The sequence below is a fragment of the Gordonibacter faecis genome, from assembly GCF_030077735.1.
Taxonomy (GTDB): Bacteria; Actinomycetota; Coriobacteriia; order Coriobacteriales; family Eggerthellaceae; genus Gordonibacter; species Gordonibacter faecis.
On the sequence record NZ_JASJEU010000003.1, the window covers coordinates 65,400 to 81,069 of the forward strand.

General features: G+C 61.2%; 15 protein-coding genes. 14 read left to right on the forward strand and 1 reads right to left on the reverse strand.

From position 1 onward, the window contains the following. Window positions 1–4 precede the first annotated feature (4 nt). Window positions 5–2,341, forward strand: a complete 2,337-nt coding sequence (locus QNJ86_RS00555) for a DNA internalization-related competence protein ComEC/Rec2 (RefSeq protein ID WP_283830613.1) — start codon at window positions 5–7, stop codon at window positions 2,339–2,341. A 9-nt stretch (window positions 2,342–2,350) separates the two neighbouring features. Further along, the gene (gene holA / locus QNJ86_RS00560; RefSeq protein ID WP_283830614.1) at window positions 2,351–3,328 is read left to right on the forward strand and encodes a DNA polymerase III subunit delta; all 978 of its coding nucleotides are present in this window, start codon (window positions 2,351–2,353) and stop codon (window positions 3,326–3,328) included. 109 nt (window positions 3,329–3,437) lie between these two features. On the opposite strand, the gene rpsT is transcribed toward holA, so the two are convergent. Beyond that, entirely contained in the window at window positions 3,438–3,950 is a 513-nt protein-coding gene (gene rpsT / locus QNJ86_RS00565; RefSeq protein ID WP_283830615.1) for a 30S ribosomal protein S20, read from the reverse strand. A gap of 488 nt (window positions 3,951–4,438) precedes the next feature. On the opposite strand from rpsT, the gene lepA reads away from it, so the two are divergent. From lepA to ybeY, 12 genes are all read left to right on the forward strand, one after another. Next, window positions 4,439–6,241 carry a translation elongation factor 4 gene (lepA, locus tag QNJ86_RS00570; RefSeq protein ID WP_283830616.1) on the forward strand — a complete coding sequence of 601 codons (1,803 nt, stop codon included), beginning with the start codon at window positions 4,439–4,441 and terminating at the stop codon, window positions 6,239–6,241. 1 nt (window position 6,242) lies between these two features. Continuing rightward, window positions 6,243–6,467 (forward strand): hypothetical protein, encoded by a 225-nt coding sequence (locus QNJ86_RS00575; RefSeq protein WP_283830617.1) that lies wholly within the window; start codon window positions 6,243–6,245, stop codon window positions 6,465–6,467. 4 nt (window positions 6,468–6,471) lie between these two features. Next, window positions 6,472–6,672, forward strand: a complete 201-nt coding sequence (locus QNJ86_RS00580) for a hypothetical protein (RefSeq protein ID WP_283830618.1) — start codon at window positions 6,472–6,474, stop codon at window positions 6,670–6,672. A gap of 31 nt (window positions 6,673–6,703) precedes the next feature. Next, window positions 6,704–7,222, forward strand: coding sequence for a nitroreductase family protein (locus QNJ86_RS00585; RefSeq protein ID WP_283830619.1), 519 nt, complete (start codon window positions 6,704–6,706; stop codon window positions 7,220–7,222). An 8-nt stretch (window positions 7,223–7,230) separates the two neighbouring features. Beyond that, on the forward strand, window positions 7,231–8,214 hold the full coding sequence (dusB, locus tag QNJ86_RS00590; RefSeq protein ID WP_283830901.1) for a tRNA dihydrouridine synthase DusB: 984 nt from the start codon (window positions 7,231–7,233) through the stop codon (window positions 8,212–8,214). 251 nt (window positions 8,215–8,465) lie between these two features. Further along, the gene (hemW, locus tag QNJ86_RS00595; protein WP_283830620.1) at window positions 8,466–9,578 is read left to right on the forward strand and encodes a radical SAM family heme chaperone HemW; all 1,113 of its coding nucleotides are present in this window, start codon (window positions 8,466–8,468) and stop codon (window positions 9,576–9,578) included. 185 nt (window positions 9,579–9,763) lie between these two features. After that, complete coding sequence (gene hrcA, locus QNJ86_RS00600; RefSeq protein WP_283830621.1) at window positions 9,764–10,777, forward strand: heat-inducible transcriptional repressor HrcA; 1,014 nt, start codon at window positions 9,764–9,766, stop codon at window positions 10,775–10,777. A 56-nt stretch (window positions 10,778–10,833) separates the two neighbouring features. Continuing rightward, window positions 10,834–11,973, forward strand: coding sequence for a molecular chaperone DnaJ (dnaJ, locus tag QNJ86_RS00605; protein ID WP_283830622.1), 1,140 nt, complete (start codon window positions 10,834–10,836; stop codon window positions 11,971–11,973). A gap of 12 nt (window positions 11,974–11,985) precedes the next feature. Next, window positions 11,986–12,801, forward strand: coding sequence for an RsmE family RNA methyltransferase (locus QNJ86_RS00610; protein WP_283830623.1), 816 nt, complete (start codon window positions 11,986–11,988; stop codon window positions 12,799–12,801). Then, entirely contained in the window at window positions 12,798–14,093 is a 1,296-nt protein-coding gene (locus QNJ86_RS00615) for a MiaB/RimO family radical SAM methylthiotransferase (RefSeq protein WP_283830624.1), read from the forward strand. The genes QNJ86_RS00610 and QNJ86_RS00615 overlap by 4 nt, the downstream gene beginning before the upstream one ends. Before the next feature lie 145 nt (window positions 14,094–14,238). Then, entirely contained in the window at window positions 14,239–15,195 is a 957-nt protein-coding gene (locus QNJ86_RS00620) for a PhoH family protein (RefSeq protein ID WP_283830625.1), read from the forward strand. Between the two features lie 3 nt (window positions 15,196–15,198). Continuing rightward, window positions 15,199–15,660 (forward strand): rRNA maturation RNase YbeY, encoded by a 462-nt coding sequence (gene ybeY, locus QNJ86_RS00625; RefSeq protein ID WP_283830626.1) that lies wholly within the window; start codon window positions 15,199–15,201, stop codon window positions 15,658–15,660. Window positions 15,661–15,670: the final 10 nt, after the last annotated feature.

Consider the following 15,670-nt stretch of genomic DNA (forward strand, 5'->3'; position numbering starts at 1 on the left):
TGTTGTGGACGAACACTCTCACGCAGAGGATCCCATTCGCCCTAGTATTCCGCCCTTGCTGGCCGTTGGCCTGGGGTTATGGGCTGCTTGCGCCGCCATGTTTGCGGTGGGGCGGGTGCAGGATATGGCGGTGTGTGTCATGGAGGGCGTCGCTTTCTGTGCGGCGGCGTGCGGTGCTATGGCATTTCTTTGGCGCTTTCGCGGTGCGCTTATCTGGTGTGTGCTCACCGGTGCGCTCGCCGGTGCCGCCTGCGGGTGCGCAGGAGCGGCCGCTCTCCATACAGTCCAGCATGATGTCGCAGCTCAGCCAGCAACTATACTGCGTTTTGAAGCGCTTGAGGATGCCACGCCGGGTTTGTATGGCTCGCAGGGAACGGCGCGCGCCCGTCTGCCCGACGGGCGCGCGGTGGACGTGCGCCTGAGCTTCGAAAAGGACTCCTACGCTCCGCGCTATGGGGAAGTGTTCGAGGCTGCTGTGTCGCTGGCGCCTCCTTCGGAGAAGAGTGCCGACTACTGCTGGCGCACCGGCGTGGCGGCCGAGGCCCGCGCGCGCGACGTCCGTCCCCTTGAACGAACGGATGCCCTTGGCGCCCTCACCTCCCTGCGCTCGCGCGCGCTTGACGTGCTTTCAGCGCAGGGAAGTGAGGGCGCTGCTGTACTGCAAGCGCTCGTGTGCGGGTCGCGTGCGGCCTTGAACGAAACGGATATCAATCAGGCCTTTAAGGTGGCAGGGTTGGCGCATTTGGTGGCGGTGTCCGGCGCTCACCTGGTCATCGTGTGTTCGCTTGCCGCCGCAGTGCTGCGTGCTTTGCGTGCGCCTCGTGTATTTTCCATTGCCGCACAGGTGGCGTTCATCCTGTGCTTTCTCGCGCTGTCGGCGGCGCCGGTGTCTGCCGTGCGCGCTGCCCTCATGACGTTGTGCGGACTGGGATCATTCTTCGCGCGGCGACGTTCAGCCAGCGCCAGTGCACTCGGCGCGTGTATGGTGGGCGCGGTGGTGCTCAACCCCGCCACGGCGCTATCGGTTTCGTTTGCGCTCTCAGCACTCTCCACGCTGGGCATTGTGCTGTTTGTACCCCTCGCTTCGGCCTGGATCAGGCGCTGTGTGCCGCGCCTGCCGCGCTTTGCCACCGACGCGCTTGCCCTCACGGTGGCATCAAGCGTGGTGGCGCAGCCCCTAGCGGTGGCGCTCTTCTCGCAGCTGTCACTCATCTCGCCGCTTGCAAATGTTGTTACCGCGCCTCTGTTTGCGCCTGTGTGTGGTCTTGGGCTGGCGGCCGCTCTTGCGGGCGCGCTTGTGCCAGGTGCGGCGCCTTTTCTTTTGGTTCCTGCCGAAGGGGGAGCTGAAGCCCTCTGTGCCCTCGTGCGTCTGGTTGCGGAGGTGCCTTACGCCAGCATTCCTGTGAATCTCCCGCTCGGTGTGGCGTTTGCCCTGACTGTGGTTGGCATGGTGGCGCTCTGGGTTGTTTGGCCGCAGGCACGCGCGCGGGTGGTTGGGGTGTTGGCAGGCGTGCTTGTGGCGGTCTTCGCCCTGGTTGTTATCATTATTCCCCGTACGGCTGGCAACGAAATTGTCATGCTCGATGTCGGCCAGGGTGACGCCTTCCTTATCCGGAGTGGGCCGGCGGCGGTGTTGGTTGACACCGGCAACAAAGACAATCTCTTACGCGAAGCGCTCGCGCGGCACGGCGTGCTGCACCTCGATGCCCTGGTGATCACCCACGGTGACGATGACCACTGCGGCTCCCTTGAATCGCTCAAGGGGGTTGTCCAGGTGGACAGCGTCCTGCTCGCCCGCGACGCGCTTTCATGCGGCTGTGCAGCCTGCGCCAGTTTGCGTACGTCGGCCGAGGCCCTGGTGGGGGAGGGCAACGTCGAAGGACTCACGGCGGGAGATAAGATTCGCGCCGGTGCTTTCAACCTCGACGTGGTGTGGCCCGAGCACTTCCAAGATGAAGGGGGCAATGCCGACAGCGTGTGTCTGCTCGCGCGCGCCGACGTTGACGCAGATGGTGTGACCGATTGGACCACGCTCTTCACCGGAGATGCCGAACACGACCAGCTGCAAGAGATGGTCGACAAAGGCTCGGTCGGCCACGTAGATGTCCTCAAAGTGGGCCATCACGGCTCGAAAAACGCCCTCACGCCTGAGCTTGCCCAAGCGTTAACCCCACGTCTCGCACTGGTGAGTGCCGGAGCAGGCAACCGCTACGGACACCCAGCACCCGTCACGCTTGAAACCCTCCAAGAAGTGGGCGCTCAGATCCTACGTACCGACGAAGAGGGGGACGTTTCATGCATATTGCAACCCGACGGCATTCGCGTGGAAACGCTGCGGTAAAATACAGCCATGCCTCAAAACACGAAACAAGAAGCGCCGCTGTTGCCCGTCTATCTCATTGTGGGAGAAGACGCGCTCAAGCGCGACACCGTCATGAAGCGCCTGCGCGTGCGCCTTGCTAAGCTGGGCGATCTGTCGTTTAACTCAGACGAATTTAATGGCGAAACGGCCCTCGGCGGCGACATCGTGGCCGCCTGTAATACCGTGCCGTTCGCAAGCCCTGTGCGTCTCGTGGAGGTGCGTGGGGCTGACAAACTCAAGAAGGCCGATGCAGAAGCGCTGGTCACCTATTTGGAAGCGCCGAACGAAACCACCGTGCTCGCGCTGGTGGCCGAAAAGCTGGCCAAGAACACCCGCCTTTACAAAGCGGTTGCTAAGCTGGGCAAAACGGCGGTCATCGACTGCGCCCCCCTCAAGCGCTATGAGTTGCCCAAAACCGTGCGCGCTCTGGCGGTCGGCCATGGCGTCACCCTGACCGAAGGTGCGGCAAACGTGCTCGTTGACCTCGTGGGCGAAGATACGGTGCACCTGGACAACGAACTCAAGAAGATTGCGCTCGCGCACCGCGGTTCCGATGCGGTGAACGAACACGAGATCATGGGCTTGGTCAGCCGCACGGCTGAGGTGAAACCCTGGGAGTTCGTGGATGCCTTCGCCGCACGCGATACGCGCAAATGTTTGCTCTACCTGGGCCGCATGGACTCAGTGTCGCCGCATGCGCTGCTTGCAATGTGCACCACCCGCCTGCGCGAGCTGGTTTGCGCGCGCTCCTTGGCAGAGCGTGGCAACCCACGCGGCGTTGCCGCCGCCCTCAAGCTTCCCGATTGGCGTTGCAAGAACCACGCCACCTGGGCCCGCGGCTTCACGGCGGCCGAACTGCGCCAAGCGCTCATATCCTCACGCGACACCGAGCGCGCCATGAAAAGTGGCACCGACCCCAACGCCGCCTTCCTCGACTGGGTGTTGCTGGTAACCACGCGCTCCTAGTAACTCTCATCACTCCCACTCCCACACACGAAGAAACCCCCGAAGTATCGGGGGTTTCTTCACCTTGATATGCGAATGGATCGCGGGAGCAATCCCAAAAGCATCAAACCTATTCGGCAGCCTCTTCGGCACCTTCGGCGGCAGCGGCCTCAGCCTCAGCCTTGGCAGCCTCTTCGGCCTCCTTCGCCTTGCGCTTTGCAGCGGCAGCCTCGTCCTTCAGCGTCTTCTCGCGACGCTTCGCCTTCTCGGCGGAAGCGGCGGCCAGAGCTTCCTTGCGCGCAGCCTTCGCAGCAGCCTTCTTGGAGCCGGTCTTCTGCTCCTTTTTCTCCGGCTTCACGTATGCGGCGCGGTCGGCGTCGGTCACGACATCCTTCACCAGCAGCATGACACCGCTCTTGCGGTTAGCGGCTTGGTTCTTGTGGATGACGCCCTTCGAAGCGGCCTTGTCAAGCAGACGGCACGCGGCCAGTGCGGCGGCGTACGCCTCGGCGCCGTTGCCGGCAGCCACAGCGTCCTTGACGCGACGGATAGCAGTCTTGAGCTCGCTCTTCACCGCGCGATTGCGCATGCGGGCTTTCTCGTTGGTGATGATGCGCTTCTTTTGGCTCTTGATGTTCGCCATGTGTGTTCTTTCCTCCAATGGATCGTGCTTTATTGCGGTCAATCGTACCGTATACAGCGCTGCGGGCGCATGCCCCTTAAGCACACCGGTGCCGATTGCCACGCACGTGATCCGCAAAGGATCGGGCCACTTCAAGAAGCGGCGTACTGCGTGTGAAACAGGCGGGATTTCTCTGTTTCCTGACCAATCGGGTCACCAGCGAAACGAATCCTAAAGCGCAGCCACGTCTGCGGATTCGGCGATGGAAAGCATCGCGCGCACGTATCGCTGTATACACAATGCGATAGAATACCAAAGGATTCGCCCAATTTCACGAGAATTTGCCGAAACCACGTATTTTTGAGGCACGCACACAGCGTACTCGCGTGGATTCATCGAGCGCTTGGACAGCTGTCGTTAAGCTGTTGGAGCGAATGAGGTAAAATGACCCTTTCGTTTCCCTTTTCGTGACCCCGCGTGCGGGGCGCGTGCAACGTGAAAGACAGGACATGACCGACCCGAACCACATTCGCAACTTCTCTATTATTGCACACATCGACCACGGCAAGTCGACGCTCTCTGACCGCGTCCTTGAGCTCACGGGTACCGTGGCGCACCGCGACATGCAGGAACAGCTGCTGGACAGCATGGACATCGAGCGCGAGCGCGGCATCACCATTAAGAGCCAGGCTGTGCGCGTGGATTACACGGCCGACGACGGACAGACGTACCAGTTCAACCTCATTGACACGCCGGGTCACGTGGACTTTACCTACGAGGTAAGCCGCTCGCTTGCCGCGTGTGAAGGGGCCGTGCTGGTGGTGGATGCCACCCAGGGCGTCGAGGCGCAGACGGTGGCCAACGCCATGATGGCCATGAATGCGAACTTGGAAATTATCCCGCTCATCAACAAGATTGACCTGCCGGCGGCCGAGCCCGACCGCGTGCGCGAAGAAATTGAGGAAGGCCTCGCCATTCCCGCTGATGACGCGGTGCTCGCTTCCGGCAAAACCGGCGTGGGCGTGCATGATCTGCTGGAAGCCATCGTGTACAACATCCCCTCGCCAATGGGTGACGCCGACGCGCCTTTGCGCGCGCTCATCTTCGACTCGTATTTCGACCCGTACCGCGGCGTGGTGGCGCTCGTGCGCGTGGTGGACGGCTCCATGAAGAAGGGCGACCGCGTACTTATGATGGCTACGGGCACCGAAGTGCTGGTGGAAGAGGTAGGCGCGCGCCGCCCTGCCGAGACGCCGCTGCCGACGCTTTCTGTGGGTGAGGTAGGTTACCTGGTCACGGGCTTGAAGGACGTGCGCCAGGTGAAGGTGGGCGACACTATCACGGCCGTTCGCGGCGGGGTAGACGAGCCGCTGCCGGGCTATCGCGAGGCCAAGCCCATGGTGTTCACCGGCTTATTCCCCATCGACGGCGACCAGTACGAGCCGCTGAAGGAGGCGCTGGAGAAGCTTTCGCTCAACGACCCGGCGCTTGCTTGGGAGCCGGAAAAGTCGCACGCGCTGGGCTTCGGCTTCCGCGTAGGCTTTTTGGGGCTTCTGCACATGGAAGTTATCAAGGAGCGCCTTGAGCGCGAGTTCGGCCTGGACCTTTTGGCCACGGCGCCCTCGGTGGAGTACCACGTGTATCGCCAAGGTGGCGAAATGATTTCGCTGCACAGCCCGCAGGAAATGCCCGATCCTGGTGAGATCGAACGCATCGAAGAACCCTACCTCAAGGCGAAAATCCTCATTCCGCCTGACTACGTGGGTGCGGTGATGGAACTCACCACCGCGCGACGTGGCACGTTCATCACCATGAACTACCTGTCGCCCACAACGGTGGAGATGATCTGGGAAATTCCGCTGTCGGAGCTCATCATGGACTACTTCGACAAGCTGAAGTCCAACACGAAGGGCTACGCCAGCCTCGACTACGACTTCGACGGCTACAAACCCAGCAAGCTGGTGAAGCTGGATATTCTGCTGTCGGGCAAGCCGGTGGACGCGCTGTCGTTCATCATCCACAAGGACAAGGCGTATGAGCGTGGACGCATACTCACTGAGAAGCTGCGCTCCATTATCCCTCGTCAGATGTTTGAGGTGCCCATCCAAGCCGCCATCGGAGGCCGCGTGCTCGCGCGCGAAACGGTGAAAGCGAAGCGCAAAGACGTGCTGGCGAAGTGCTACGGCGGCGACATCAGTCGCAAGCGCAAGCTGTTGGAAAAGCAAAAGGCCGGCAAGAAACGCATGAAGAACATCGGCAACGTAGAAGTCCCCCAAGAAGCCTTCATGGCCATCCTGAAAGTAGACGACTGATATGGATGCCCCGGTCGCCATTGTTGGAGCGCTGATTGCTGCGGCGTTTATTACTCTTATTGTGACATTGTGCCGAGGGCATGTTGAACTGTTGAGTTCGTTTCCGCAGGATCCGGAGACGCTTAGTTTGAAAGATCGCAAGAGTATGGGCCGCGGAGTGGCGGCTGTATTGGTATTTATTGTGGTGGTATTGATAGTTGTTTTGGCTGTAACCATAGGGAAGTAGATATATGGCGCGGAAGAGTAAAGACGAGTTTGATTGGCTTGACGATCCGTTTGATGAGAAGAAGGCGGCGCGGGCTGAGGAACAGGCTACCACGTCAGGTGGCATGAAATTGGCGCTGGGGTGTGGCTGTTTGCTCGTAGTGGCGGCGGTGGTTGTGCTCATTGTGCTTACGTTGGTGAACATGCTCAACGTTTTGGCATCGTAGCTGATGAGCGCACGGATGAAGGGAGCAAGGCATGAAGACTAACCCGGTGATTGAAAACATTATGAGCCGACGCTCTATCCGCAAGTTCGAAGAGCGCCCCGTGCCGCACGAGGACCTGGAGACCATTGTTACCTGCGGTCAGTGGGCACCTTCCGCCATGAATCGTCAGGAGTGGACGTTTGTGGTGATGGAAGATGCCGCCCGCATTGCGCAGTTGGCCGAGGTCATGGGCGCGGTGCTGGTGAACGAGGCTTATGACATGTATCGCCCGCAAGCGGCCATCATCGTGGCGCACAAGAAAGGCGCTGCCTTTGGCCGTGAGGACGATGGCTGTGCGCTGCAAACCATGTTCTTGGCCGCTCATAGTTTGGGAATTGGCAGTGTGTGGATCAACCAACTGCAGGGCATCTGCAACGAACCCGACGTGCGCGCCGAACTTGACGCCCTTGGCGTGCCCGCCGACTATGAGGTCCACGGCATCTGCGCCCTCGGCTATGCCGCTGCCGAAACAGCTCCCAAGGACCGCAAAAGCGAAATTGTGTGGGTGTAACGGGCGGCATGTTCGACTTTTTCCAATCTCATAATCTGCTGCTTGCGCCGATGGCGGGGGTGAGTGACGAGGCGTTTCGGACGCTCTGTCGCGAGCAGGGGGCCGATCTCACCTACACCGAGATGGTGTCGGCGAAGGGGCTTTCGTACGCGAACGAGAAGACGCGTCATTTGCTGCACCTGGCGGAAGGCGAAGATCAGGTGGCGGTGCAGCTGTTCGGGCATGAGCCGGACACGATGGCTGCGCAGGCGGCTTGGATCGAAGATGAGATGGGCGACTCGCTTGCCTACCTCGACATAAATATGGGGTGTCCTGCGCGTAAGATTGTGTCCAAGGGCGATGGCTCGGCGCTCATGAAGGAGCCCGAACTGGCGGCTGCCATCGTGCGCGCGGTGCGTGCAGCAGTGGCGCATCCGGTGACGGTGAAGTTTCGTCGCGGCTGGGCCGAGGGTGAGGAATCGGCGCCCGCGTTCGCGCAGCGTATGGAAGAGGCTGGCGCGTGCGCGGTGGCGGTGCATGGGCGTTTCGCCGAGCAGTTGTATCGCGGGTCGGCCGATTGGGGCGTCATCGCGCGGGTGAAGGAAGCGGTGAGCGTGCCGGTAGTTGGCAATGGAGACGTGCGTTGCGGCGCGGATGCCGTGGCCATGGTAGAGCGCACGGGGTGCGATGCCGTAATGATTGCGCGCGGAGCCGAGGGCAACCCCTGGGTGTTCGCCCAGGCCAAAGCCGCGCTGGCCGGTGAGATGGAGCCACCGCTTCCAACGGTTGAAGAGCGCATCGCGATGGCGCGTCGTCACGCGCGCTTGCTCGCTCAGCGCGAAGGCAAAAACATTGTGCGCATGCGTAAACACGCCATGTGGTATATGGCCGGGCTCCCGGGAGCCGCCGCAGCCCGCGGCAAAATCAATGCCTGCGTGTCGGTGGAAGATTTCGACGCGGTGTTTGACGAGTTACTGGAATATGTGGGTTCGTCCGCGCCGAGTGGGCGATAACGTTCAGTCGCTCGGACAGTCCTGGGCTCGCACGAACAGCCCACTGGGCTGTTCGGCTCGTGCGGAACTCGCTTGGTGAGCGCAATCGCCCGCTCGGCGCTACGTTTCCGCTATTCTGGTGCTCGTCATTACTGGTCGAAATGAGCGACGTACGGGCGTAATATCAACCAGGTGGAACGGCTCCCGGAAGCCCTTGAGAGAGGGGGGAGGGTTCCGTCCCTGACATTTGGGTTAGTTGAAAGGGATTTAGTATGCCGCATGATCCTTATAGGGCGCTTTATTTGCATCTGCCGTTTTGTGTGAAGAGGTGTGCTTACTGCGACTTTGCGACCTCGGCGGTGGCGGGGGATTCGCCGGAGATTGATGCGTATGTGGAGGACCTTTCGCTCCAGATTCGCCGTAAGGCGAAGGAGGGGGAGTTGGGCGCCCTTGAGACGGTGTATCTGGGAGGTGGCACGCCGTCGCATGTTGGGCTTTCGCGGTTGTCGATGCTGCTGTATACCTTGTCGCTTTCGATGCACCTCACGCCTGAGGTGGAGTGTACCATGGAGGCGAATCCAGAGAGTCTCACCGAGCGTATGGTGCGCGACGTGTGGGCGCTTGGCGTGAATCGGTTGTCGCTTGGCGTGCAGAGTTTCGATGATGAGGTGTTGGCGGTGCTCGGGCGTGCGCATTCGGCCGATGACGCGCGGCGGGCCATTGCGGCGGCGCAGACGCGCTTTGAGAACGTGAGCGTGGATCTTATGTGTGGCATCCCTGGTCAGAGTGTGGAAAGCTTCGAAGCAAGTGTGCGCGAAGCCGTGGCGCTTGGGGTGGCGCATGTGAGTGTGTATCCGCTTACTATTGAGCCGCACACACCCTTTGACCTTGCGGTATTGGCGGGTGAGATGGAAGAGCCCGACGATGACGTGGAGGCGGCGCATATGGAGCTCGCCGCTCGTGTGCTCACCGAAGCGGGTTTCGAGCGCTACGAAGTGGCCAGCTACGCGCGCCCTGGTTTCCAAAGTCGCCATAATAGTGCGTACTGGACGGGTGTGCCGTACCTCGGTCTTGGTCGCTCGGCCGCCACGATGACGCAGAACGCCGAGCGCCGCATGCGCGTGAAAGATGGCCAGGTCACTGACGACCTCGACGCGCGTCAGATGGCGGCCGAGGACCTTATGCTTGGCATGCGTATGACCCGTGGTATCTCCGATGACCAGGTGGAACGCGCCGCTGCACTTCTACCCGAAGCGCCTGCCACACTTGAGCGCCTTGCGGGCGAAGGCTTTGTCGTGCACAAAGACGGCCGCTGGCGCCCCACCGAACAAGGCTGGCTCTGCGGCAACACCCTCTACGGCGAACTCTTCGACCTCGCCCCTTAAACAAAGCATGTAACGCTGGTGCGCCAGCAAAAAGCAAGGGAGAACTCGTGGCGGTGAGGAAACTGTATTCATATTTCCCGTTTTTCTTAGCACTCTCTTGCATCGGCTGCTAAAATGATGCGTTGGTGCCGTTCGGAGAACGGATGTGAAGAGAGATGCAAGGCGAGAGAGGAAGGTGGGGAAGCGTGCTATCAGATCGCAGGCAGCGAGTGCTTGCTGCGCTCATAGAAGAATATGTTGCGCGCGCTCTGCCGGTGGGCTCGCGCACGCTTACGGAGCGCTACCACCTGGGCGTGAGTCCGGCTACGGTGCGCAACGAACTGTCCGTGCTTGAGGATGGGGGCTACATCACCCAGCCGCACACCTCGGCGGGGCGTATTCCAACCGATCACGGGTATCGCGCGTTTGTGGACAATCTGCTTGATGCGGATTTCTCGGGCGATGATGAGCGCTATCTTCCTGTTGTTGAAGAACTGCGTCGTAGCGCAAGCGAACTTGATGCCCTTCTTGAGCAAACCTCATCTGCGCTTACGCGCCTGACGGATTGCCTGTCTATCGTGCTGGCACCGTCGGTGTTGAAGCTCCACATTAAACAGTTGTCGCTCATCTCGCTCAATCCGTACCGCGCGCTGGTGGTGCTGGTGACGGAAGACGGGCAGGTATTCAACCGCCAAATGGAGTTCGCCGAAGAAGTGGGCGCGGATGACCTCGCCCGTGTGCAGGCGTTTCTCAGCGAAGTGTTTACCGGCAAGTCGCTCCAGCAGATTGAAGACGGCCTCGGCCAGGGCATGGTTGAGGCGTTTCGCGATCCGCTCGTGCGCATGGCGCTTGACGAAGTGTTGTCGTGCTTACAGGAAAGCGAGTTGTCGCGCGCGCATCGGCTGGGCGTGAGTTCACTGCTCACAAAACCCGAGTTCAGCCAGTCGCAGGCGCTGCTTCCTGTCATGCAGGTGCTTGAGGACGATACGGTGTTGCTGCATGTGCTCGACGACGTGGCGCGACAAACCGGTGGCATTCCTTGCGTGCGCATCGGCAGCGAAAACGAGGCGGCGGAGCTTGCGGGCGTGTCGGTGGTGGCAAGTCGCTACGGGCGCGGTGCGTCAGCTGGGGTTGTGGCGGTCGTGGGTCCCACGCGCATGGATTATTCGAAGGTGCTGCGCGCAGTACGCATTGCGAGTGCGGCGCTTCAGGACGTATAAGGTTGGGTAGCGCGCGAGGGATGCGCCGCCCGTGAGGAAAGGTACGCGGAAAAGCAATGGCCAAGGATCTGTACGAGGTTCTGGGTGTTTCCAAGAACGCCACTGAGGACGAGATCAAAAAGGCGTTTCGTCGTCGAGCGCGCGAGCTTCACCCCGATGTGAACAAGGCGCCCGACGCCGAAGACCAGTTCAAGGAACTGAATGAGGCGTACGACGTGCTGAGCGATCCGGCGAAGCGCGCGCAGTACGACCGTTTCGGCACCATTCCTGGCGCGGCGGGCGGCGGCAACCCCTACGGGGGCGGCGGCTACGTGGACTTTGAAGATCTGTTCGGCGGCGGCTTTGGCATGGGCGACATCTTCAGCTCGTTCTTTGGCGGCGCGGCCGGCGGGCGTCAGCAGCAGCGTCGTGAAGGCCGCGATATGGGCGTGGGCCTGCGTGTTACGCTGGAAGAAGTGGCTTCTGGTGCGAAGAAGGAAATTGTTTACGATCGTCTGGCGCCGTGCCCCGACTGTGATGGTTCGGGCCTGGGCGAAGATGGCCGCGAAATCACCTGCCCCGACTGCAACGGCCAGGGCCGTGTGGTCACCGTGCAGCATACGTTCTTGGGCGACATGCAAACGGCTACCACGTGCAAAACCTGCGGCGGCACGGGCCGCTCGGTGGAGAACCCCTGTCCTGAGTGTGAGGGTCAGGGTCGTGTACCCGACCGCCAGCGTGTGACCGTGGAAGTGCCTGTGGGCATTCGCGACTCGCAGCAACTGCGCTTGTCGGGCTTCGGTGAAGCCGGCATGCAGGGCGCCGCTCCCGGCGACCTCATTGTCACGGTGCGCATTCAGCCTCACGAGTTCTTTGAGCGCGACGGCGACCATCTGCACGCGCGGGCGAACGTGTCCATCGTGCAAGCGGCGCTTGGTGCAGAAATTGAAATTGACGGCATCTTTGAAGACGAAAAGGTGCAGGTGCGCATCCCCGAGGGCTGCCAAAACGAGCAGGTGGTGCGCGTCAAGGACTACGGCATGCCGAAATTCCGTAGCGACGCGCGCGGCGACTTGTTCGTACACGTGAACGTAGTGGTTCCCAAGAAACTCACGAAAAAGCAGCGCGAACTGTTGGAGCAGTTGGCTGAAGAACTCGGCGAGGACGTCTCCGACGCCCGCACGCCTTTGCAAAAACTTCGCGACGCTTTTAATTAAGTTAGGAACGGTATGTCGCTGCCGCATTTTTACCTTGAGGAACAGGTGCTTGCTGATGAGGGGGCTGAGGCGTTTTCTTTGCGGCTTTCGCGGGATGACGCGAAGCATGCGCGGGTGCTGAGGCTTGCTGTGGGCGAGCATGTGGCGGTGGTTGATGCGGCTCGTGACTATTTCGAATGCGAAATCGTTTCGTTTGATGACGCTGAGCCGCTCGTGCGTATCGCGCAGCGATTCGGTGCGGCTGAAACGGAGCCGCAGGTAGTGCTCGTGCAAGGCCTCGCCAAGGGCGACAAGATGGACGAGGTCATACGCCACGCGACGGAGTTGGGCGTAACGACCTTTGTGCCCTTGGTGTGCGAGCGCTCCATCGTCAAGCTTGATGCGAAGAAGACGGCGGCGAAAACCGAGCGCTGGCGTGCCATCGCAAAGAGTGCGGCCATGCAGTCGGGGCGTCGGTTCGTGCCCGAGGTAACTGAACCGGCAGCGATTAAGGATGCGAGTGCTTCTCTTGCAGACGCGACGGCGGTGCTCGTGTGTTGGGAAGAAGCTCCTGGGACAGCGTATTTGGACGAGGCGCTTGCTGGTGCCCTTGCCACTGCGGACGTCGCACCTGATGAGGCGTGCGTGGCAGTGGTGGTGGGTCCCGAGGGGGGTCTCACGCACGCTGAAGTCGACGCGCTTATGACCTGCAACGCGCACGCGGCGCTCGCCACGCTGGGCCCTTCCATTCTGCGTACTGAAACTGCTGGCGTGGTTGCGCCTGCGCTCGTGCTGCATGAACTGCGGCGTTTGGCTCGCGGGGCCGCACAGGTGGAGTTTGCACGATGAACTTCTGTGTTGTTAACCTGGGGTGCAAGGTAAATCGCGTAGAGTCCGACGATGCGGCGGCCCTCTTGGCTGCCCACGGAACCGAAACGCGCGAAGAAGACGCCGACCTCATTGTGGTAAACACCTGCACGGTCACCGGTGAGGCCGAAAAGAAAACCCGCAAGGCCGTGCGCCACGCCCTTCGTGCGAACGATCACGCTCGCGTGCTCGTCACCGGCTGTGCCGCCGCGATCGACGCCGCCTTCTACGAGGGACTTGACACACGTGTGGAAACCGTGGGGAAGGCAACACTGTACGAACGCGTCGCTGAACTCGCGTTATTGTCGGACACATCGCTCGAAGAAGAGGAAGCTGCTCTGTCCGCAGAAGGTGCGGAGCATCACTCCGCGCCGCTGCTGCGCCTGGGCGAGGGCTTCCGCACGCGCGTCGGCGTGAAGGTGCAGGATGGGTGCGACAATGCGTGTACCTACTGCATTGTGCACGTAGCGCGTGGCCGTGCGACCAGTCGCCTCGCCGATGAAGTGGTGCGCGAATGCGTTGCCTACGCAGAGGCCGGCGTGAAGGAGATTGTCCTTACCGGCATCAACCTGGGCTCCTACCGTGACGGAGGCACGAGCCGACGCGACCCCGCAGCAACACGCCTCGCCGCCTTGCTGCGTCGGCTTCTCGCCGTAACCGCACACCTGCATAAAACCGGCGAGCCGCCCGTGCGCTTCCGCATCTCCAGCATTGAACCGCGCGATGTGGACGACGCGCTTATTGACCTGTTGGCCGAAGCCGAGGGCCGCGTGTGCCGTCATCTGCACCTGCCGCTGCAATCTGGCAGCTCCAAGGTGCTGCGCGAAATGGCGCGTCCCTATGATGCCGAGACGTATCGCGCCCTTGTTGATAAGCTGCGCGCCCGTGTGCCTGAACTCGCGCTCTCCACCGACATCATCGTAGGCTTTCCGGGCGAAACCGAGGAAGACTTCCAGGAATCGCTCGCCCTCGCGCGCGCCTGCGCCTTTTCCAAAATCCACGTCTTTCCCTACTCGCGTCGCGAAGGCACTCCGGCTGCCGTCCGCGCCGATCAGGTGAAACCCGAGGTCAAAGCCACCCGCGCCGCCACCCTCCGCACCCTCAGTGATGACCTCCGCGCTGCCGACTACGCGCGCCGCGCTGGCACCCAAGAGTTCGCCCTCGTAGAAGAAAACCAAACCGCCATGACCGAAAGCTACTATGAGATTCCTGCACCCGCCGACGCGCTTCCCGGCGGCCTGATATGTCTCGACCTACCAAGCGCATGCCACTAAGAAGCAGCTCTGGCAGGCGAACGCGCCAGCGCCACGCACTGGAAACCGCCACGCAAAGCTTCACTATTTGTGCACGTGCACTATTTTCCCTTGTCGGTTCGGTGACATCGGCCTGCGGCATGAGACCCCGTGGTACAATGACCGTATGACAGACCAGACGCAAATTACTCTCACGGCTCCTACCAGCGTGAATATGGCGCTCGTGGTGGGACAGGCCGACGAGTTGCTCCATCTTGTGCAAGACGCCTTCGCGGCGCGCATCACCGTGCGTGGTGACACCATTGTGCTTGAAGGCGACCCGCTTGAGGTGCAGTCGCTCACCGCGCTGTTCAGTGACCTTATTAAGCTGGCGGAAAACGGCGAAACGCCTACGGTTGACTACGTGCGCCACGCCATCGACCTTTTGCACACGGCGGAGTTTTCGCCCACCGCGCTGCGCGAGGACATTCTGCTCACGTATCGCGGGCGCGCCATCCGCCCCAAAACGGCCGGTCAGAAGCGCTATGTGGACGCCATTCGCACCAACACCATCACCTTTGGCATCGGGCCTGCAGGTACCGGCAAAACCTACCTCGCCATGGCCATGGCCGTGGCTGCGCTCAAGCGCAAGGAAGTTGGCCGCATCATTCTCACGCGCCCCGTGGTGGAGGCGGGGGAGAGCCTGGGATTTCTGCCGGGCACCCTCACCGAAAAGGTGGATCCTTACATTCGCCCGCTCTACGACGCGCTCTTCGACATGACCGACATGGAACGCGCCACGCAGCTCATCGAAAACGGCGTCATCGAAATTGCCCCGCTCGCGTTCATGCGCGGCCGTACACTCAACGACAGTTTCATCATCCTTGACGAGGCGCAAAACACCACGCCCGAGCAGATGAAAATGTTCCTTACGCGCCTGGGCTTCGGCTCGAAAATGGTCATCACGGGCGACGTGACGCAGCTTGACTTGCCGCGTGGCATCTCGGGCCTCAAAGGCGTGCGCAGCGTGCTGGAAGGCATCGATGACATCGCGTTTTGTGACTTCACCGGCAAAGACGTGGTGCGCCACTCGCTGGTGGCGGCCATCGTTGCCGCCTACGACGAGGCAAGCAGGAAGGCTTGAGACATGGATATTCAGATCAACTACGATTATCGCAAAGACGAGCTGGAGAAGCTGCCGCTGCACGAGCTGGCGCAGTTTGTGCTCACACGCGAAGATAAGCCGTTCAACACCGAGGTGTCCATCAGCTTCGTGACGGACGAGGCTATCGCCGAACTCAACGAAAAGTATCGCCACAAGGAAGGCCCCACCGACGTGCTGTCGTTTGAATGCGATGGCGTGGACGACGACCTGTCCGCGATGACACTAGCGGAAGACCCCATCTTTGAGCTGGGTGATGTCATCATTGCGCCCGACGTGGCCAGCCGTCAGACGCGCGAGTTTGGCACCACGTTCGAAGAGGAAATCAGCCTGCTTTTGGTGCACGGCCTGCTGCACCTCTGCGGCTACGACCACATCGCCGACGACGAGGCCGAAGTCATGGAGAAGCGCGAGGCCGACATCCTTGAGGCGTGGTCGAAGCGCTAACGCCGAAGGG

Bases quoted from the DNA above. Each gene is read 5' to 3' on its own strand.
- QNJ86_RS00620 (WP_283830625.1), top strand. From the start codon at position 14,239: ATGACAGACCAGACGCAAATTACTCTCACGGCTCCTACCAGCGTGAAT.
- QNJ86_RS00585 (WP_283830619.1), top strand. From the start codon at position 6,704: ATGAAGACTAACCCGGTGATTGAAAACATTATGAGCCGACGCTCTATC.
- lepA (WP_283830616.1), top strand. From the start codon at position 4,439: ATGACCGACCCGAACCACATTCGCAACTTCTCTATTATTGCACACATC.
- hemW (WP_283830620.1), top strand. From the start codon at position 8,466: ATGCCGCATGATCCTTATAGGGCGCTTTATTTGCATCTGCCGTTTTGT.
- rpsT (WP_283830615.1), bottom strand. From the start codon at position 3,950: ATGGCGAACATCAAGAGCCAAAAGAAGCGCATCATCACCAACGAGAAA.
- QNJ86_RS00615 (WP_283830624.1), top strand. From the start codon at position 12,798: ATGAACTTCTGTGTTGTTAACCTGGGGTGCAAGGTAAATCGCGTAGAG.
- dusB (WP_283830901.1), top strand. From the start codon at position 7,231: ATGTTCGACTTTTTCCAATCTCATAATCTGCTGCTTGCGCCGATGGCG.
- dnaJ (WP_283830622.1), top strand. From the start codon at position 10,834: ATGGCCAAGGATCTGTACGAGGTTCTGGGTGTTTCCAAGAACGCCACT.
- holA (WP_283830614.1), top strand. From the start codon at position 2,351: ATGCCTCAAAACACGAAACAAGAAGCGCCGCTGTTGCCCGTCTATCTC.
- QNJ86_RS00575 (WP_283830617.1), top strand. From the start codon at position 6,243: ATGGATGCCCCGGTCGCCATTGTTGGAGCGCTGATTGCTGCGGCGTTT.
- QNJ86_RS00610 (WP_283830623.1), top strand. From the start codon at position 11,986: ATGTCGCTGCCGCATTTTTACCTTGAGGAACAGGTGCTTGCTGATGAG.
- ybeY (WP_283830626.1), top strand. From the start codon at position 15,199: ATGGATATTCAGATCAACTACGATTATCGCAAAGACGAGCTGGAGAAG.
- QNJ86_RS00580 (WP_283830618.1), top strand. From the start codon at position 6,472: ATGGCGCGGAAGAGTAAAGACGAGTTTGATTGGCTTGACGATCCGTTT.